The sequence below is a fragment of the Prevotella sp. C0026C3 genome (assembly GCF_056590795.1).
Genome location: NZ_JBWPWW010000016.1, coordinates 13,931 through 32,997, shown reverse-complemented (window position 1 = coordinate 32,997; position 19,067 = coordinate 13,931). Strand labels below are relative to the sequence as shown.

Below are 19,067 nucleotides of genomic sequence, written 5' to 3'. Positions count from 1 at the left end.
CAATCGCCGGATTCTACATTCGTATCATATTTGATAACAACAAATATGATATAATGGACTTGATACCCTCATTTACACCATTTAAGATTGAAAATACACCTACTAACGAAAGTTTTTTATTCACTCTTACTATTGACGAGGAACTATCCCCGATAGAAAAAACAAAGCTAAAGCTCATAAGAAAATTTGATACTGGTAATGGTGATACTGCTGTATTCCATATAGACAATGGAGGCTATCAATATATCATTGCCAATATCAATAAGGTGCAGTGTTGCTTACTACAAACCAATAAGGATTTTAGCAACTGTCATTGTGCCTTGAATGGGAGCTATATGAATTGGTGCTTTGGTCTGAATAATGCACTTATGCTCATTTTTGCTTTCGCTTCATGCAAGTATCAAACACTATTGATACATGCCTCTGTTGTGGGAAAAGATAATTATGCTTACGCTTTCATTGCAAAAAGTGGTACAGGAAAAAGTACGCAATCTAGTATGTGGCTACAAAGTATTTCTGGATGCGAACTTATCAATGATGATAACCCTATCGTTCGAATCATTGATAATACACCATATATATATGGCAGCCCTTGGAGTGGAAAGACAGCCTGCTATCGCAATATACGGATGAAATTAGGAGCAATTGTCAGAATAGATAGAGCAAGTGAAAATAGTATTGACAAATTGAAGCCAACAGAAGCATTTGCTTCCATACTTCCCTCTTGTTCTGCTATGAAATGGGATCATACATTATTTACTGATTTATGCAAAACGTTATCTCTTCTTATTGAAGCAAGAGTTAGCTATATTCTACATTGTCTACCCAATAAAGAATCTGCTTTATTATGTTACAAGACGGTCAAAAGCCAAACAGAATAGTACTTCCAAACTCTGTTTTGATTCCCAAAATCATTTCATTAATAGAGGAGGGGCACCACACTGTCACACTTCGTATGAGCGGTTGGAGTATGCAACCATTCTTGGATAATAACCGTGATATAGCCCTATTAGCCAAAGTCACGTCATTACATGTGGGCGATGCCGTCTTAGCAGAGATAAGTCCTAAGAAGTATGTATTTCATCGTATCATTAAAATTGACGGAGATGATGTAACTTTATGCGGAGATGGGAATATTAGTAAAGAATATTGTAAAGTAGAAAATATAAAGGCCATCGGTATTGGCTTCTATAGAAAAGGACGTAAAATACTAGACAGTACCGATGGTTATAAATGGAAAATCTATTCTTGGATATGGATGCATATTCCATTACGAAGATATCTACTTGCAGTATATCGTAGAATTTGGATTCCAATAACTAGAAAAAAATAATGATTATGAGAATAAAAGAAGGATTTACATTATTGAATGTTTGTGGAGAGAGTATCGTAGTTGCAGAAGGGGAAACAAATATTGACTTCAATAATATACTCAGTTTGAGCGAGAGTGCTTGTTTCCTATGGGAGAACATCAAAGATAAAGATTTCACCGTGGATACTTTAGCATCCTTGTTAACCAATGAATATGAGGTTACTTACGAAGTTGCAAAGAACGATGCCCAAGTGTTTATCAATCACTTACAAGACATGAAGATTATCATATAACACAACGTTACGTTCAATCATTTATCTCTATAACAGTTAAGGCTCGGCTACTAGTGAAAGTAGCCGAGCCTTAACTATGTATTATCTTTTACTTCAGATGGTCTTTAAACCAAGAAGTAATTTGCTTTAACAAGTGATTACGCGTCTCTCCGCCATATATGCTATGATTTCGATTTACGTAGAAATTCTCTTTAAAATCCTTCCCTGCTTGAATCAATGCCTCTGAGTATTCAAATGAATTTTGTATATGAACATTATCATCCGCAACACCATGGCAAATCAATAGATCTCCATTTAAAGCTTTTACCCGTGATATTGGATTTTCATTATATCCATTAGGATTCTCCTTAGGGGTACGCATATAGCGCTCAGTATATACGGTATCATAATACTTCCAACTTGTTGGAGGAGCAACAGCAACTCCGGCATAAAACACAGGACGTCCCTCGCTCATACTCATAAGTGTATTGAATCCTCCATAACTCCATCCCCATATTCCAATATGTTTCCCATCAACATAACTTTGTTTAGATAACCACAATGCAGTTTCAACTTGATCTTTAGCTTCCAAAGCTCCAAGATTCAAATAAGTACACTTCTCCCATTCCGATCCTCGGGCTCCAGTCCCACGTCCATCCACACAAACGACTATAAAACCTTGCTGTACCAAGAAGTAATCAAAGGCTCCTCCATTCCCCATAGAACCAATATTCCAAGAGTTAACTACTTGTTGACTGCCCGGTCCACTATACTGATATAAAATGACGGGGTATTTCTTTGATGGATTAAAATCAATAGGCTTAACCATCCAACCATCTAGTTTGACTCCCTCAGAGGTTGTAAACGTAAAGAACTCTTTAGCCGTAAACCCATAGTTAGAAATTTTATTTGCCAACTCAGCATTATCAATTGGAGTATCTAACACTTTCCCAGAACTAGTTCGTATAGTATACACATAAGGATGATTTGCATCACTCCAGGTATTCACAAAATACTTATAATCTCCAGAAAATATTGCAGAGTTCCAACCTGCTTGATTGGTTAATGATTCCATTTTACCATTTTGGTGAAAGATCAAAACCTGTCTATCGTGTGGATTTTGTAACGCTGCTTGGCAATAAATGTCTCCAGTACTCTCATCATATCCGTAAATATCGGTAATATCAAAGTCACCTGCACCTATCTTTCGCTTGAATTGACCAGACAGCGTATACAAATATAGCTTCATATACCCATCTCTATCACTAGGAAGTAGTATACTATTCTTTCCGATAATTACATTTTCCAATACTTCTTCTTTCACATATTTATCAGATTTCTCCTTGATAAGGAGTTGCGAAAGAGTTGTTCTAGGATTTACAGAATAAAGACATAACTCATCTTGATGTCTATTCATGGTAAACACAATCATACTGTTAGGCTCATTCCCAACCTTGAGACGTGGAATATAGCCATCTTGATCAACCGGAATTTGAAGCTGTTTGGTTTGATGAGATTTTATATCATAACTCCATACAGACACTACCGAGTTGTCATATCCGGCTTTAGGATATTTGTAGGAATAATGAGAAGGATAGTCCGAGTTCTCTTCTTTTACAGGTGTATCACCTTTAAACATCTGCAAATCATAGGTTTTAACCTTAGATTCATCATATTTTATCCAACATAACATAGAACCATCAGCATTAAAACTCAATGAACAATTCGTTGAGAATTCTTCTTCGTTTACCCAATCCGGAACTCCATTTATAATAAAATTCGGCTTTCCATCTTTCGTCACTTGCGACTCGGCATTATCGTACAACAGCTTTATAAGATAGATATTATTCTCTCTTACAAATGCCACTTGGTACCCATCGGGCGACCAAACGGGCATCTGCTGAGATCCACCATCCGATAATGGTACCAATTTCTTTGAAGCTATCGTATATATATAGTACACTGCACTATACGATCTTCTATAAATACGTTTTGTATTTGTTTGAATAAGGATGAATTTTCCATTGGGCGAAAACTGATATCCATCCACTTCAGTAATCTTATGACCAATCGTATTGAAAACATCAAACAGTATTTCTTGCCGTTTACCGGTCGCAAACGAATACTTCAATATTTGTTTCCTATCAGCACTGATACTAGCATAAGAGTCTGTTCCCGCTATCGGATTAAGGCCATTCAAGCGTTTGCCGGCAAACATGCCACTAGTTATATCAGGTATCGTAATCTCTTCTACCGCATAAAGACTAGTTGTTAACAATAGACTAGAAACGAGCATGGTTAGTAATTTTCTCATTTGAATAATGTTTCGGTTTAACTGCAAAATTACTGAAAAATCACTAATTTTGCAATCTATTACTCGTATTTATGGCTCAAGAACTACACTATAACGACTTTGGAAGCTGGATAAAGGCCAAGCTACCATTCAAAGTCCAAAAGATTTCTATCAATGCAGGTTTCACATGTCCAAACAGAGATGGTAGAATTAGTTATGGTGGATGTACTTTTTGTGACAATAGTACATTCAGTCCGGCATATTGTAGCAACAACAAATCTATTAAAGAACAACTGCAAGAAGGTAAGATGTTTTTCTCAAAAAAATATCCTGAAATGAAATATCTAGCCTACTTTCAAGCCTATACCAACACATACGAATCTGTAGATACACTCAAATTCAAATACGAACAAGCCCTTTCTGTAGAAGATGTCGTTGGTATTGTAATTGGAACTAGACCCGATTGTATCGATGAATCGCTATTACAATATCTCCAACAACTAGGCCGAGAGAGATTTGTGTTAATAGAATATGGAATTGAAAGTACCAATGAAACGACACTAAAGCGCATCAACCGTGGCCATACTTATCAATGTAGCAAAGATATTGTTCAACTGACTCATGATTATGGAATCCTCACAGGAGGACACGTCATTCTTGGACTCCCCGGCGAAGATAGAAATAGCATGCTCAAACAAGCTGATGACATTTCTAGACTTCCCTTAGACCTGCTAAAAATACATCAACTACAGATCATAACAGGAACAGAAATGGCACGAGAATACCAAGAACACCCTTTTCATCTGTTTAATGTTGAAGAATATATAGAATTGTTAGCAGAATATATCACCCGATTAAATCCCACAATTACACTGGATCGATTTGTCAGCCAATCGCCTGAAAACAAATTAATAGCTCCTAGATGGGGGCTTAAAAACTACCAATTTACGAACTTATTCAACAATTATTTGCAACAGAAAGGCATATATCAAGGACAAAAATATTGCTCCTTTGAGCATATTAATTCATAAATCCTCCATCTTCCAACTCCATCAATTGCTTGATAGGTAAGTTTTTATGCTTCTTCATAAATTGCTCTACCCTATCTACATAGGCTGTTTGAAAGATATGGCTATCAGTTAATTTATTGGCAGCCCACATCACTTTCCCCATGTGCACAGCTTTCAATCTAAGTGTTTCCTTCTCATTTTTCCCCATAGGTGCAGGATAATAACTGAGTAGATAGAAACTAATACAATCAGGAACAATATTTTCGCGTGTCATTGTAGCACGTTGCTGCTGATTATAGAACTTGGCATAAGGACCAAAATCATTACCCAAATATTTATCTAAGGAAATACCTATCATTCCATCGCCAACAACAATACTCTGATTGAATGCTCCTATTTGAGTATAAATTTCAGGAATAGGTATACTAGGAATTGCATGCCCAAGTCTCCTAAAAGCCTTATACATAAGTTTACTAATATCTGACATATCTACATATTGCGAATCAACAGCCAAAATAACATCTTGTAACAGAGCATCCTGAAAATAGTTCAACAACCTGCTATTAATGTCCGATTCATTCACATCGCCCAGATTCAACACATTCTCTATCAACGTACGTGTCTCTATTGGGTAGTCAGTATTCATTTGTTGAAGCGCAGAAAAATCCCCCGTAGTTAAATATCTACTTTCCAATCTGTCAAAACGATGTATAGCAATACTACGATGATCTTTCTCATCAGTATTGTTAAACTTAAACTCACACGCCGAACAAAGCCACATGAGTGGAAGTAATATGTAACACAAGTACCTCAAAAACAAATATAATATCTCTCTGCAAATATAGTGTTTTTTATGTTTTTCACAAAATTTTAAGCTAAAATAATTAAATTTGTGTTGAAAATTTAATTATTATGCGGACTATCCGCTAGTTCAAAGATTTGAAAAAAACTTCTTTTTGCAAAAATAGTACTTACACAATATAGATGGTAACACTTCAATATCTCGACTCGTTACTTTTCTTGTTGCTTGAATTTGCTCTCTATCAGACTTGAACTCACTGAGCATTCTCTTAAATGCCCACCGTGCCCGATAAATAGCTTTAAAGTCACCAACATTCCTGTTAACGAGCAGAGTTTGCCATGCTGCTAGATAATCCAAAAGCCATCTCCAACTCATCACCTTGCCTAATTCTTTATTCGGAAGATTCTTATAAAGCATTAAGAGATTATTTCTAAAATTGAGGAAAGTCTTTTGAGGATTCCCTTGAGGCAAGGTGGCACCACCAAAATGGTACACTACGCTTTGTGGAATCACAACTATCTTTCGGCCAAGATTTCGCAAACGCCAACAAAGATCAATTTCCTCGTTGTGGGCAAAGAAACGTTCATCAAATCCTTGGATATTCCAAAAATCCTTGGATCGGATAACCAAACAGGCCCCTGTAGCCCACATGATTTCACAAATATCATCGTATTGCCCTCTATCAGCCTCCACTACATCAAAGATACGACCTCTACAATAAGGATACCCTAAGCTATCTAAGAAACCACCAGAAGCCCCTGCATACTCAAACAGCCCCTTATCTAGAATGGAAAGTAATTTGGGTTGGCAAGCAGCTACATCCGGATGAGACTCCATATACTTTATTAATGGTGCAAGCCAACCATCCGTCACCTCCACATCAGAATTCAAGATGACATAATAATCTGCTGAAATTTCCTTCAATGCATTATTATATCCACCTGCAAAACCATAATTCTTATCTAGTTGTACAAGCCTCACCATTGGAAATTCGCTCTTCAAGAGTGCTAAGGAGGAATCCGTAGATGCATTATCAGCAACCCAAACATCAGCTCCGACAGAATATCTGATGACAGACGGAAGATACTCTTTCAGTAGGTTTACACCATTCCAATTTAATATAACGATAGCAATTTTCATTGAAGTATGGCTTTTAAAGCATTTCTTTTTAGGTTGAAATCGCCTAAAGTAACTTTCATGATTTGGTTGTCGTACTCTTCCTTAGACTGCGAGGGCGGCAATTCTACACGTATATAATTTTCTGTAAACCCGTTCATCGCCTTACCCTTTGATGCTTTCTCGAATAAAACGAGGGCTTCTTTGCCAATATATTCCTTATAGAAATGATGAGTCATAGAGTCCGATAATTCCAATAAGCGCTGCGAACGAACCTTCTTTTCTTTATCATCTACCACATAAGGTATAGAGAGTGCACTCGTTCCGGGACGTTCCGAATATGGAAAGACGTGCAGTTGCGCAATGGGTAAAGACGCAAGAAAATCATAACAATCTTCAAAATATTCCGGTTTTTCACCACGACATCCCACCATTACATCCACTCCTATAAAAGCATCAGGCATCTTTTCTCTAATCAACTGAATCTTATGAGCAAAAAGTTCTCTATTATATTGTCTATGCATCAATCTCAACACTTCATTGTTTCCACTCTGAAGAGGAATATGGAAATGAGGCATAAATGCTCGTGAAGAAGCACAATAGTCAATAAGTTCATCACTGCATAAATCCGGTTCGAGACTACTGATGCGAAAACGCTCTATTCCTTCTACCTGATCTAACGCTTTTACCAAATCTAAGAATGATTCATTGGTAGTCCTTCCGAAATCTCCAATATTCACTCCAGTCAATACAATTTCTTTTCCTCCCTCTTTCGCAGCATCTTCTACTTGCTTCACAAGCGAAGCAATTGATGGATTTCTGGAGAATCCTCTGGCATAAGGTATCGTACAATAGGTACAAAAGTAATTGCATCCATCTTGTACTTTCAGAAAATATCGGGTCCTATTACCACGCGAACAAGATGGTTGGAAAGTCTTTATATCCTTTGTCTTTACAGAGTGAAAACGATGTAAATGTTCTTTTTGTCCTTCGCCAACTGTATTCCATGCATCACTTAGATACTGTATCAAGTTAGCTTTTTCATTACTACCAAGTACTAAATCAACACCATCTATCTGGCTCACCTTTTCGGATTCCAATTGAGCATAACATCCTGTTACAATGACAAAAGCACTGGGATTATTACGTACTAGCTTATGAATTGCTTGACGACATTTATGGTCTGCGACTTCAGTTACAGAACAAGTATTCACCAAACAGATATCAGCATTCTCATTTTCTGCTGCCGGAACAATGCCCATCTCGCCCAACATACGTTCAAATGTTGAGGTCTCGGAATAATTGAGCTTGCAACCTAATGTATAATAAGCTGCTTTCTTACCCTGAAATGCAGAACTATCTATCATAGATACACTTTACTAATTTAAAAATAAAAAGGCCAATCAGCATTACACTAATCAGCCTCTTTTCAGACGAATATTTGGAAAGTGATTCCGTTGGGGTTCGAACCCAAGACCCACAGCTTAGAAGGCTGTTGCTCTAATCCAACTGAGCTACGGAACCTTTAACCAACAAGTTCCGTCTGAAACCGTCCGCAAAATTAGTAATTTAAAGTGAAACCACCAAATTTTACCCTCGCATTTTACGAGCATTCACTATCTTGTTTTACAATATTAATGCTGCTTCTAAACTCTTGATAAGTCCTCCATATCTACGAAAAACAAAGTGGATAACCCTCTCAGGATTATCCACTTGCTATGATTTGATTTTCTACATATTAGAATGTAACTCTTAAACCAATCTGTGCATGCCATCTACTATAGAAATCGCTGATAGTAGGAGCATTGCCTACATAGGTGTATTGTGCTACTTGATTGCCCTTCGCATCTTTTGAAGTACCAACTACTTGCAAGATATTCTCACTATATACATTAGCATAATATGTACCCCAATTATGATTGAGCATGTTTGCTACATTGATAACATCAAGTACTAACTCTACCTTGCTTCCTCTATCCTTCAAGTAGTAGAAGTCTTGTGAAAGGTGAAGATCAAAGTGATTCTCCCAAGGAGCAGAAGTTCCATTACGTCTAGCGTATTGTCCTCTGTGATTACGTGCATATTTGTTAGAAGCAATCCAGTTACCATAAGCTTCACGCCCTTGCTCTGCCGTAGTAATTACTTTTCCCTTACTGTCCTTAACATCAGCAAATGACATCACAGCCAATTCTTGTTCTGTTGGGATATACAACAGCGAATTTCCACTACGATAATCGCCATTGAAAGAAGCAGATGACTTATCAGACATAACAAAACTATAACGCTGTCCGCTATATCCATTGTATGTAAGAGATATATGGGTCTGCCAACGGCCGTTACCATAACGCTTCGAATTATAGTTAGCCATTGCCAATACACGGTGAGGTGTATCAAACATAGAATATTCAACTTCTTGTACATTGGGATCTGTACAATAGAAATATCCCCAGTTAGATGCCGCTACCGAGGAAGTACCATCATTTACGGAATAAGAGTGACCGAATGTGTAGCTAGCCATCAAATCTAAGCCAAACTTGAAACTCTTCTCTACTTTTGCACTCAAGCTATAGCTATAACCCTTATTCGTATTCTTCATATTAATAATTTGGTTATAACTACCTCTTACACTATTATAATATGTTGTAGCAGAATTCTCAAAGTCGCTATTAACCGCATAAACCTTACCATTTGGTTTCAATGCGAGATTTTCGAACCACACATTGTTCATATTCTTAGAGTACAATCCTTCCAAGGTCAACTTGAAATCATAAGGCAATACTTGCTCCCAAGCAAGATTGGTACGGAATACTTGTGGAAATTTAAAATGACGATCAACCGTATTGATATCCGGTTTATTGGCCTTTCCTTTTGCAGAGTTTGCAGCCTTTTCTGTATCTGTACCGTAAGTAGCAAAGCTAGGAACATTGGGACTATAGAAAGTTACACCTTTCATCTCTATACCTGTATTAGCCCACGCATTTTCAATCCAAACAAATGGAGCCCGACCATTGAAGATACCCAAACCACCACGAAGTTGTGATTTGTGACTCTCGTCTAAGAACCAGCGGAAGCCTGCACGTGGAGATACCATCACACTAGAACTGGGCTTACGACCAACTTTCACGCCATAAGTAGTTGCATATTCCGAAGCATTAAACTCTTCGTTTGTCGATGGAGAATTAAAGTACACCGGAATATCGAAACGAATACCATAAGTCAACTGCAGCAAAGTAGATATATCCCACTTGTCTTGTGCATAGAGGCCAAACTGTCCAGCCTTGAAAGGAGTTGCCCATCTTGTTGTACCAGTGATATCTTTATCAGAATACTTCCAAGCAAAACTCTTTGCTTTATCATTCATGAAGTCGGTAATAGTATTATACACATATTGCCCATTAGCCGCTTGAATAAAAGCATTCTCCATGTTATAAATCTCGTTATGAGTACCAAAGGTGAATGTATGGTTTCCTCTGTACCAAGAAAGATTGTCCTCTAAAGTCCAAATATCTTGATTCAAACGGTTTACACCTGAAGAATATTCTGTTCCCAAATATATAGAATATTTAGCAGAGCCTGTTTCTGCTCCGGTCTTAACATCGTAATTACCCGCACCGGAAATATAAATACTAGGACCAGAATAAGCTATACCACGCTTATCTCTGATAAAACTTACACCTGCACGCAACTCATTATATAGTGAAGCGCTCAAATGTGAGTTCAACTCTGCTACAAACGAATTAGTCTTATCCTTCATTCTATATCCGCTATTATTAAAGAAATAAGATTTTGAAGAAGTAGCATATACGTCTTTATAAGAATCGTTCATCTGGTATCTCAAGGCAAACTTGTTATTGGCATTGATGTTCCAGTCCAAACGACCAAGTACAGACCATGATTGAGTATCAATATTCCTTGGATTATAAGTATCTGTAAGTCCTGTTATTTTAGCATATCTGTCCAAGATAGCTGCTGCTGTAGCTTCTGAGATGAAGTAACCTTCTGCTCCGGGATAGTATGTTGCCGGATGTGAATCCTTCTTATATTCTACACTTCCAAAGAAGAATAATTTATCTTTGATGATAGGACCACCCACAGTAAAGCCCAAAGTCTTGGTGCTTTCATCAGTAAGTTTCTGTTTCTTACCATATTGTTGGCTCCAACTAGAATACATGTTTTGATCGGTATAATATCCGTATGCAGTAGCATGGAACACGTTGGTACCCGACTTGGTAATGGCATTGATAGCGCCACCGGTAAATCCACTCTGACGAACATCGAATGGAGATGCTACAACCTGAATCTGTTCTATGGCATCCATTGATATAGGATTAGCACCGGTCTGACCTCCGTTTGTACCGCTAGAAGCAAGACCAAACACGTCATTGCTTACTACACCGTCTATCTGGAACGAATTGTAACGATTATTGCTACCCGCAATCGTGATACCACCAAACTTATTTGAATTTACCAGTGGAGACAATTTTGCTACATCATACACATTTCGATTAATCGTAGGCGCATTATCAATATTCTGTTGTGAGAAATTTGAAGAAGCACCCATACCACCTCTTCCTGCAACTCCGGTAACTGTTACTTCACCCAATACCTGCGCATCTTCTTTCAAATCGGCATTAATAGCAGTAGCTTCACCTAAAGTCAAACTAATGTTCTTTCTTACATCATCTTTATAACCTATATAGGAAATAGAGACTGTGTAAGGACCACCAACACGCATACCTTGGATTACATAACGTCCCTTGTCATTAGTAACAGCATTATACCGTGTACCAGACGGCACGTGTACGGCTGTAATTGTAGCACCGATAACATCTTGACCATCAGCCACGACTTTACCATTGATGCTAGATGTTGTTACTTGAGCCATTAAAGATGATGTTGTCAATAACAGGAGCATCATCAGAAAGAGCAATCTTTTCTGCATAACTTTGATTAATTAAATTTAATTTAGACCTATGAGGAATCCCCCTAAATAAATAATTCACTGCAAATTTAAATAATTTTATCCAAATGAGTGTTACAATAACGTTAAAATGACAAAGTAGTTCCACATTAAATCCGAGAAACACAAAATCATTCTAGAAAACAAGTTAATTTCAAACCACAAAAAATTTTATCTATAAGGAGATTCATAATATCGTTAATTACCATTCCACATAAATAATATCATCTCACCGAGTATCCGACATCAAATTGCTGCAAGCGCTTAACAGCAATCCTGCTTATATCAAACAGATTTGCTGACAGGCCTATTCAGCAACCTTGCCGAGGCGTTGCAACCAAACGAAACAAAAAATGGGGATATGCAAAAAACATATCCCCATCTGTATTTACAGTCTCTTTTATAAAGTCTTATTTAATAAGACCTAAGTCAACAAATATCTTCTTCAAGATTTGAACACCACGTTCTACCTGCTCTTCGGTATGAGTTGCCATCAGAGCAAAGCGTACCAAAGTATCTTGAGGAGCACAAGCTGGCGGTATAACCGGATTGATAAACACTCCGGCATCGAAAGCCATCTTGGTTACCAAGAATGTTTTATCAATATCACGTACATATAACGGAATGATAGGACTTTCGGTTTCACCAATCTCAAATCCCTCTTCGCGGAAACGCTTCAATGCAAAACGAGTCACAGCCCATAAATGGTCTAAACGCTCAGGTTCTGCTTGGAGTATATGAAGAGCTTCAAGTGCGGCCGCAGTAGCAGCCGGTGTATTAGATGCACTGAAGATATAAGTGCGACAAGTATGGCGCAAATAATTGATGGTATCAGCATCAGATGCAATAAATCCACCAATAGAAGCCAAACTCTTTGAGAACGTTCCCATTATCAAGTCAACTTCATCTGTCAATCCGAAATAGTCACAAACACCTCTACCCTGCTTACCGAAAACTCCTACACCATGCGCCTCGTCAACCATGATAGAACAGTTGTATTTGTGTTTCAGCTCAACAATCTCAGGAAGTTTAGCCAAGTCACCCTCCATTGAGAACACACCATCAACGACAATCAACTTCACAGCCTCATACGGAAGCGCTTTCAGCACACGCTCCAAGTCTTCCATGTCATTATGCTTGTAATGCAACTGGCGAGCGAAAGAAAGGCGTCTACCATCCACAATACTAGCATGGTCGCGATCATCACAGATGATATAGTCGCCTTTTCCAACGACCATAGCCAACACACCTTGGTTTACAGAGAAGCCAGTAGAAAAGCAAAGAGTTTCGTCTTTGCCCATAAAGGTTGCCAATTCTTTTTCCAGTTGGATGTGAATGTCCAGAGTCCCATTAAGGAAACGGCTTCCTGCACAGCCCGAACCATAACGATCAAGTGCAGCCTTTGCCGCATCTACTACTCGTTGGTCACCTGTCAAGCCTGTATATGCATTAGATCCAAACATCAAGACCTTATGGCCACCCATTTCAACTTCTGTTCCTTGTTTGCTCGTTATCGCACGGAAATAGGGATACACTCCTGCCTCCATAAACTTTTGAGGCTCACGATAATTTCTGTATCTTTCTTGTAACTGTCCCATTTTAATAATAGGTGTAGAGAACTACATTATTTTTTATAGGCTGCAAAGATACGAAAAAGATGTTATATATCATTCTTTTTTACCGGAAATATGTCTTTTATGTAATTTTATCATAGGAACAAATCAGTATATAAGCGTTTTTTTACTACTTTTGCAAAGAATTTATAATAACACTATCAGAGAGGAAATGGGCAAGAAAAAAATTGTTTTCATCATGAATCCTATTTCAGGAACGACCAACAAAGCAGGCATTCCTGAACTGATAGACAAATGTCTAGACAAAGAACTCTTTGACTATGACATCAAAACAACAGAACATGCCGGTCATGCAGCAGAACTAGCCAACAAAGCTAAAAATGATGGTGTACACATTGTTGTAGCTATCGGGGGCGATGGAACGGTTAACGAAGTAGCCCGTTCCATCGTACATTCCAACACTGCTTTAGGAATAATACCTTGCGGTTCAGGCAACGGATTGGCTCGACATCTCATGCTTCCGATGAATCTCAAGAAAGCTATGGCTGTCATTAACAAGTGTGAGATTCGGGATTTAGACTATGGTATCATCAACGGTTATCCTTTCTTCTGTACTTGCGGCATGGGCTTTGACGCATTCGTCAGCCATAAATTTGCAGAATCGGGAAAACGAGGCCCTATCACTTATGTTGAGAATATATTGCTTGAAGGGCTCAGCTATCAACCGGAGACATACGAAATCAACATCAAGGGAAGTTCTGCTAAATACAAAGCATTTCTTATTTCGTGTGCCAATGCCTCTCAATATGGCAACAACGCCTATATCGCACCTCAGGCTTCTATGAGTGATGGACTGATGGATATTGTGATTATGGAACCATTCGACGTATTGGAAGCTCCTCAAATTAGTATCGATATGTTTAACAAAACACTTGATAAAAATTCCAAAATCAAGTCGTTTCGTTGCAAACAACTACAAATACATAGAAGTAAACCGGGATTCATACACTACGACGGAGACCCTGTCATGACTGGTGAAGACATAAATATATCGTTACAAGAGAAAGGCATAAAGATGCTTATCAATCCCGAGGCAAATCGAGATTTAAGAAAACCGAATGCATTACAAGCTGCTGCCGCAGAACTTTTTAACGAAATCAACGTCATTCGTAGTGATATTAGCAAACAAGGTAGGCGTGCCCAAGCCCTAAGCAAGGTTTTGCAACGCAAGCTTAACATCTAACAGCTACAAATAAAAATCCGCTGTCAAGTTGTTATACCATTCCGAACGACCTCCCATCCCATCCATCAGGGTTACCATAAACTTCTCTACTGTCTTTGGCTGACACAAAACGAACTCTAAAAGACAACGCTTTGGAGTTTTCCTCAGCACTGTTTTTATAGAGACTTCTCTAGAGACATAAAAGCCTGATAAAGAAGATATTGCAAGGAAATGCTCTATATTTTCCACAGGGATAATAACAGAAAACTTTCCATCTTCACACAAGAGCTTTCTTACACCGACAAACAAGTCTTCATAGGTCAATGTATCGGTATGGCGAGCCATATTGCGAGAAGGACTTGGAGCCTTTAAAGAATCGACAAAGAATGGAGGATTTGAAACTATAGCATTATACTTATATCTCGCTTGAAATTCCTGCAATGATGCATGAAATAACTTTATACGCTCACAAAAAGAACTTTCATCTACATTCTCCAAAGCTTGGGTATAGGCGCTTTCGTCTATTTCCACTCCATCAACAGTGCTTTCCGGAAACCGCTGTGCCATCATCAAAGCTATCAGTCCGGTACCCGTTCCGATATCTAAGATGCGTTTTCCACCAGCACTCCAAGCCCCCAAAAGAACTCCATCCGTACCAACTTTCATAGCACAACGCTCTTGACGTACGATAAACTGCTTAAATGTAAATTCTTCATGCTTCATACAACCTATGAAACGACAACTTTCTAAAATTATTGTATCACTCCATTATCTCCATATAATGGATTCGCATGTACTTTACTTATTTTATAGAGACAACGAAGAGTATGTCAATTTTAATTAGTACCTTTGCACTTCGAAAATTGCCCATAAGGGATTTTATTAAGACAGACAATGAACAATAAGAAACAAAACGCATCTATTCAGATGATAGCTGACTACGATGGAGATATTAGCAAACTATTCGAAACCGATGTTACTGGGCAAATTCCCATTCTAGCCACGCGCAATCTTGTACTCTTCCCCGGTGTTGTTACCCCTATTTTAATTGGTCGTGAAACGAGTCTACAACTCATAAATAGACTCAAAAAGAATCCCGATCAATTCTTTGGAGTATTCAGTCAGCAAGACCCGGACATTGACGAGCCATCAAAAGACGACTTATACGAGTATGGTGTATTTGCAAAATTACTACGCGTCTTAGAGATGCCGGGGCCGGGCAATAATCTTACTGCACTCGTACAGGGCTTTGGACGTTGTCAGTTACAAGCCGTAACCAAAAAGAAACCATACTATGCCGGCACCGTCATTCCTATGCCCGAACAACTTCCAGCAGACAATGATAAGGAGTTTAAAGCTGCCGTAGAAGACTTAAAGAAAAGCACAATAGAATACATTCAACTGAATGACGACATCGCAGATGAAACCCAATATGCGCTAAGTAACATTCAGAATGATACTATCGTAGTGGATTTCATTTGTTCCAATATGCCATTTGCAGTCTCTGACAAGATCAAAATGCTAGAGGCAAATAGCCTGATGGATCGCATATATATTGCATTGAAAGTATTGAATAGAGAAATTCAACTTCTTCAACTGAAGCAAAACATCCGTAGCAAAACTCGTGAAGACCTAGACGAACAGCAGAAAGAATACTTCCTCCAACAGCAAATCAAAAATATCAAAGAAGAACTAGGCAATGGTGATGGTTCTCCTGAGCGACATGAACTCGAAGAAAAGGCGAAGTCAAAGAAGTGGCCTGAAGAAGTAGCCGAGGTCTTCTATAAGGAATTGGACAAGTTGGATATGTACAATCCCCAAAGTCCAGAATACAGCGTTCAGGTGAATTATCTGCAAAATATGGTCAATTTGCCATGGGGAGAATATACAGAAGACGACCTTAGATTGACTCGTGCAGAGCGTATTTTGAACCATGACCACTATGGAATGGAAAAGGTTAAGGAGCGTATTCTCGAATACATATCCGTCTTACAACTACGTGGTGACTTGAAATCTCCAATCATTTGCCTTTATGGTCCTCCCGGAGTGGGCAAGACAAGTCTTGGTAAAAGCATCGCATCTGCCCTTAATCGCAAATATGTTAGAATGTCATTAGGTGGCTTACACGATGAAAGTGAGATTAGAGGACATCGTCGTACCTATGTCGGAGCAATGCCCGGACGCATCATCAAGAGTATTCAAAAGGCCGGTTCTAGCAATCCTGTCTTCATTCTTGATGAGATTGACAAAGTCACTCAAAACACTATCAATGGCGATCCGTCATCAGCTTTGCTCGAAGTTTTGGACCCAGAACAAAACAATGCATTCCATGACAACTATCTAGATGTTGACTATGACCTGTCTAAAGTTATGTTCATAGCCACTGCCAACGACTTAAATACGATTCCACGCCCACTACTCGACCGCATGGAAATCATAGAAGTGAGTGGTTATATCACAGAGGAAAAGATAGAAATAGCAAAGAGACACCTCATTCCAAAGGAACTAGAGAATACAGGATTGATAAACTATCACACTGCAATCAAGTTCAACAAACCGTCTTTGGAGACCATTATTGAACAGTATACTCGTGAAAGTGGAGTACGCCAACTAGAGAAGCAAATCAACAAAGCCTTAAGAAAAATGGCTTATGAGAAGGCTGTTCATGGCAGTATTATCTCCCCTAATGTCACTCCAACAATAGCTAAAGACTTGTTAGGGAATCCTCCTTTCTATCGCGATATATACCAAGGTAACGATTATGCCGGAGTTGTTACGGGATTGGCATGGACTAGTGTAGGAGGCGAAATACTCTTCATCGAGACCTCATTGAGCAAAGGTAAGGCCGGAAAACTAACATTAACAGGAAACCTTGGCGATGTAATGAAAGAGAGTGCTGTCATTGCTTTGGAGTACGTAAAGGCCCACGTAGACAGTCTTGGAGTAGATTACAGAATCTTTGACCAGTGGAATATTCACATCCATGTACCGGAAGGAGCCACGCCAAAAGACGGTCCTTCAGCCGGAATTACCATTGCTACATCTATTGCTTCAGCTCTCACCCAGCGTAAGGTCAGAAAAAATGCAGCCATGACTGGCGAGATTACCCTCCGTGGAAAGGTTCTTCCTGTTGGTGGTATCAAAGAAAAAATCCTTGCAGCTAAGCGTGCCGGCATCACAGACATCGTCATGTGCAAAGACAATCGAAAGGATATAGAAGAGATACCGGAGAAGTATAGAACAGGAGTAGAGTTCCACTATGTGGAGAATGTACAAGATGTATGGGATTTTGCATTGACAGATGAGATGGTTAAGAACCCAATAGACCTGACTGTCAAAGACATAGAAACAACGATAGACAAGTAAGATGAAGTTTGAACTACAACACACCGACAACGCCAGCAACGCAAGAACCGGACTTATCACAACTGCACATGGGCAAATAAAGACTCCTATCTTTATGCCCGTGGGTACTTGTGGCTCTGTCAAGGGAGTACATTTCTCCGAATTAATAGAGCAAGTTCAAGCTCAAATCATATTAGGTAACACCTATCATCTCTACCTACGACCGGGCTTAGAGATTCTTAAAGCAGCCGGCGGATTGCATGGTTTCAACGGTTGGCAACGCCCTATCCTCACCGATTCCGGTGGCTTTCAAGTATTTTCATTGACCGGAATACGCAAGCTAACAGAAGAAGGCTGCGAGTTTCGCTCACACATTGACGGCTCGAAACATATCTTCACGCCTGAGAGTGTCATGGATACCGAGCGTATTATTGGTGCAGACATCATGATGGCTTTCGATGAATGTCCACCCGGGCAAAGCGATTATTCTTACGCAAAAAAGAGTCTTGAAATGACACAACGATGGCTTGACCGTTGTATCAAACGCTTCAATGAGACCCAACCTATATATGGTTACGAACAAACTCTGTTCCCTATCGTTCAAGGATGCACCTTCAGGGACTTACGAAGTGAAGCTGCTAAATATGTAGCTGATAAAGGTGCTGATGGCAATGCTATTGGTGGACTGGCCGTTGGTGAACCTACCGAAGTCATGTATGAGATGATAGAAGTGGTCAATGAGATTCTTCCAACCGACAAGCCACGCTACCTAATGGGAGTTGGAACCCCACAAAACATCCTCGAAGCCATAGAACGTGGAGTAGATATGTTCGACTGTGTCATGCCGACACGCAATGGGCGCAATGCCATGTTGTTCACTTACGAAGGCACTATCAATATCCGTAATAAGAAATGGGAAATGGATTTCTCCCCTATCGATGCCAGCGGATGCGAGGTAGATAAGATATATACCAAGGCATATCTTCACCATTTGTTTAAAGCTCAGGAATTGTTGGCCATGCAAATAGCTAGCATCCACAATCTAGCATTCTATCTTCGACTGGTAACCGATGCTAGATTCCACATAGAAAAAGGCGACTTTGTGGCTTGGAAGAACTCTATCATCGACCAACTAGGTCGCCGTGTATAAAGACAGAGTAT

Annotated in this window: 14 protein-coding genes and 1 tRNA gene; 7 read left to right on the top strand and 8 right to left on the bottom strand. The window is 39.1% G+C overall.

Features of this window, described 5'->3' with window-relative positions:
• Nucleotides 1-53 precede the first annotated feature (53 nt).
• From AC1EK4_RS09710 to AC1EK4_RS09700, 3 genes are read left to right on the top strand one after another with little or no spacing between them, the layout of a single operon-like run.
• Complete coding sequence (locus AC1EK4_RS09710; protein ID WP_231725619.1) at nt 54-881, top strand: hypothetical protein; 828 nt, start codon at nt 54-56, stop codon at nt 879-881.
• Nucleotides 848-1,333, top strand: a complete 486-nt coding sequence (locus tag AC1EK4_RS09705; protein ID WP_480358073.1) for a S24/S26 family peptidase — start codon at nt 848-850, stop codon at nt 1,331-1,333. The genes AC1EK4_RS09710 and AC1EK4_RS09705 overlap by 34 nt, the downstream gene beginning before the upstream one ends.
• 5 nt (nt 1,334-1,338) lie before the next feature.
• Entirely contained in the window at nt 1,339-1,605 is a 267-nt protein-coding gene (locus tag AC1EK4_RS09700; RefSeq protein ID WP_036900300.1) for a PqqD family protein, read from the top strand.
• An 88-nt stretch (nt 1,606-1,693) separates the two neighbouring features.
• Here AC1EK4_RS09700 and AC1EK4_RS09695 read toward each other — a convergent pair whose 3' ends face one another.
• On the bottom strand, nt 1,694-3,898 hold the full coding sequence (locus tag AC1EK4_RS09695; protein ID WP_062434070.1) for a S9 family peptidase: 2,205 nt from the start codon (nt 3,896-3,898) through the stop codon (nt 1,694-1,696).
• 71 nt (nt 3,899-3,969) lie between these two features.
• On the opposite strand from AC1EK4_RS09695, the gene mnmL reads away from it, so the two are divergent.
• Nucleotides 3,970-4,908, top strand: a complete 939-nt coding sequence (gene mnmL / locus AC1EK4_RS09690) for a tRNA modification radical SAM protein MnmL/YtqA (RefSeq protein WP_036900275.1) — start codon at nt 3,970-3,972, stop codon at nt 4,906-4,908.
• Here the strand turns inward: mnmL and AC1EK4_RS09685 are convergent.
• From AC1EK4_RS09685 to spt, 6 genes are all read right to left on the bottom strand, one after another.
• Nucleotides 4,898-5,668, bottom strand: a complete 771-nt coding sequence (locus tag AC1EK4_RS09685) for a gliding motility protein GldB-related protein (RefSeq protein WP_036900278.1) — start codon at nt 5,666-5,668, stop codon at nt 4,898-4,900. The two genes, mnmL and AC1EK4_RS09685, sit on opposite strands and share 11 nt — an antisense overlap.
• A 150-nt stretch (nt 5,669-5,818) precedes the next feature.
• Nucleotides 5,819-6,829 carry a glycosyltransferase family 2 protein gene (locus AC1EK4_RS09680; protein WP_062434066.1) on the bottom strand — a complete coding sequence of 337 codons (1,011 nt, stop codon included), beginning with the start codon at nt 6,827-6,829 and terminating at the stop codon, nt 5,819-5,821.
• Entirely contained in the window at nt 6,826-8,172 is a 1,347-nt protein-coding gene (mtaB, locus tag AC1EK4_RS09675) for a tRNA (N(6)-L-threonylcarbamoyladenosine(37)-C(2))-methylthiotransferase MtaB (protein ID WP_062434063.1), read from the bottom strand. The genes AC1EK4_RS09680 and mtaB overlap by 4 nt, the downstream gene beginning before the upstream one ends.
• Nucleotides 8,173-8,254: 82 nt before the next feature.
• Nucleotides 8,255-8,329 (bottom strand) — tRNA-Arg (locus AC1EK4_RS09670).
• Between the two features lie 214 nt (nt 8,330-8,543).
• Nucleotides 8,544-11,747, bottom strand: coding sequence for a TonB-dependent receptor (locus AC1EK4_RS09665; protein WP_036900288.1), 3,204 nt, complete (start codon nt 11,745-11,747; stop codon nt 8,544-8,546).
• A 428-nt stretch (nt 11,748-12,175) separates the two neighbouring features.
• Nucleotides 12,176-13,363 carry a serine palmitoyltransferase gene (gene spt, locus AC1EK4_RS09660; RefSeq protein ID WP_480358072.1) on the bottom strand — a complete coding sequence of 396 codons (1,188 nt, stop codon included), beginning with the start codon at nt 13,361-13,363 and terminating at the stop codon, nt 12,176-12,178.
• A gap of 187 nt (nt 13,364-13,550) precedes the next feature.
• Here spt and AC1EK4_RS09655 point away from each other — a divergent pair, with 187 nt between their 5' ends.
• Complete coding sequence (locus AC1EK4_RS09655; protein ID WP_036900297.1) at nt 13,551-14,582, top strand: diacylglycerol/lipid kinase family protein; 1,032 nt, start codon at nt 13,551-13,553, stop codon at nt 14,580-14,582.
• Nucleotides 14,583-14,585: 3 nt separating this feature from the next.
• Here AC1EK4_RS09655 and AC1EK4_RS09650 read toward each other — a convergent pair whose 3' ends face one another.
• Nucleotides 14,586-15,284, bottom strand: coding sequence for a tRNA1(Val) (adenine(37)-N6)-methyltransferase (locus tag AC1EK4_RS09650; protein ID WP_062434058.1), 699 nt, complete (start codon nt 15,282-15,284; stop codon nt 14,586-14,588).
• Nucleotides 15,285-15,455: 171 nt separating this feature from the next.
• Here AC1EK4_RS09650 and lon point away from each other — a divergent pair, with 171 nt between their 5' ends.
• Together lon and tgt are read left to right on the top strand one after the other, a co-directional pair.
• The gene (lon, locus tag AC1EK4_RS09645; RefSeq protein ID WP_062434055.1) at nt 15,456-17,927 is read left to right on the top strand and encodes an endopeptidase La; all 2,472 of its coding nucleotides are present in this window, start codon (nt 15,456-15,458) and stop codon (nt 17,925-17,927) included.
• A gap of 1 nt (nt 17,928) precedes the next feature.
• On the top strand, nt 17,929-19,056 hold the full coding sequence (gene tgt / locus AC1EK4_RS09640) for a tRNA guanosine(34) transglycosylase Tgt (RefSeq protein ID WP_062434052.1): 1,128 nt from the start codon (nt 17,929-17,931) through the stop codon (nt 19,054-19,056).
• The last annotated feature ends 11 nt before the right edge of the window (nt 19,057-19,067 follow it).

What these genes read in the sequence shown, in the direction of transcription:
- spt (WP_480358072.1), bottom strand. Translation starts at nt 13,363, where the DNA reads ATGGGACAGTTACAAGAAAGATACAGAAATTATCGTGAGCCTCAAAAG.
- AC1EK4_RS09705 (WP_480358073.1), top strand. Translation starts at nt 848, where the DNA reads ATGTTACAAGACGGTCAAAAGCCAAACAGAATAGTACTTCCAAACTCT.
- AC1EK4_RS09710 (WP_231725619.1), top strand. Translation starts at nt 54, where the DNA reads ATGGACTTGATACCCTCATTTACACCATTTAAGATTGAAAATACACCT.
- AC1EK4_RS09665 (WP_036900288.1), bottom strand. Translation starts at nt 11,747, where the DNA reads ATGCAGAAAAGATTGCTCTTTCTGATGATGCTCCTGTTATTGACAACA.
- AC1EK4_RS09650 (WP_062434058.1), bottom strand. Translation starts at nt 15,284, where the DNA reads ATGAAGCATGAAGAATTTACATTTAAGCAGTTTATCGTACGTCAAGAG.
- AC1EK4_RS09700 (WP_036900300.1), top strand. Translation starts at nt 1,339, where the DNA reads ATGAGAATAAAAGAAGGATTTACATTATTGAATGTTTGTGGAGAGAGT.
- AC1EK4_RS09655 (WP_036900297.1), top strand. Translation starts at nt 13,551, where the DNA reads ATGGGCAAGAAAAAAATTGTTTTCATCATGAATCCTATTTCAGGAACG.
- AC1EK4_RS09695 (WP_062434070.1), bottom strand. Translation starts at nt 3,898, where the DNA reads ATGAGAAAATTACTAACCATGCTCGTTTCTAGTCTATTGTTAACAACT.
- tgt (WP_062434052.1), top strand. Translation starts at nt 17,929, where the DNA reads ATGAAGTTTGAACTACAACACACCGACAACGCCAGCAACGCAAGAACC.
- AC1EK4_RS09680 (WP_062434066.1), bottom strand. Translation starts at nt 6,829, where the DNA reads ATGAAAATTGCTATCGTTATATTAAATTGGAATGGTGTAAACCTACTG.
- mnmL (WP_036900275.1), top strand. Translation starts at nt 3,970, where the DNA reads ATGGCTCAAGAACTACACTATAACGACTTTGGAAGCTGGATAAAGGCC.
- AC1EK4_RS09685 (WP_036900278.1), bottom strand. Translation starts at nt 5,668, where the DNA reads ATGTGGCTTTGTTCGGCGTGTGAGTTTAAGTTTAACAATACTGATGAG.
- lon (WP_062434055.1), top strand. Translation starts at nt 15,456, where the DNA reads ATGAACAATAAGAAACAAAACGCATCTATTCAGATGATAGCTGACTAC.
- mtaB (WP_062434063.1), bottom strand. Translation starts at nt 8,172, where the DNA reads ATGATAGATAGTTCTGCATTTCAGGGTAAGAAAGCAGCTTATTATACA.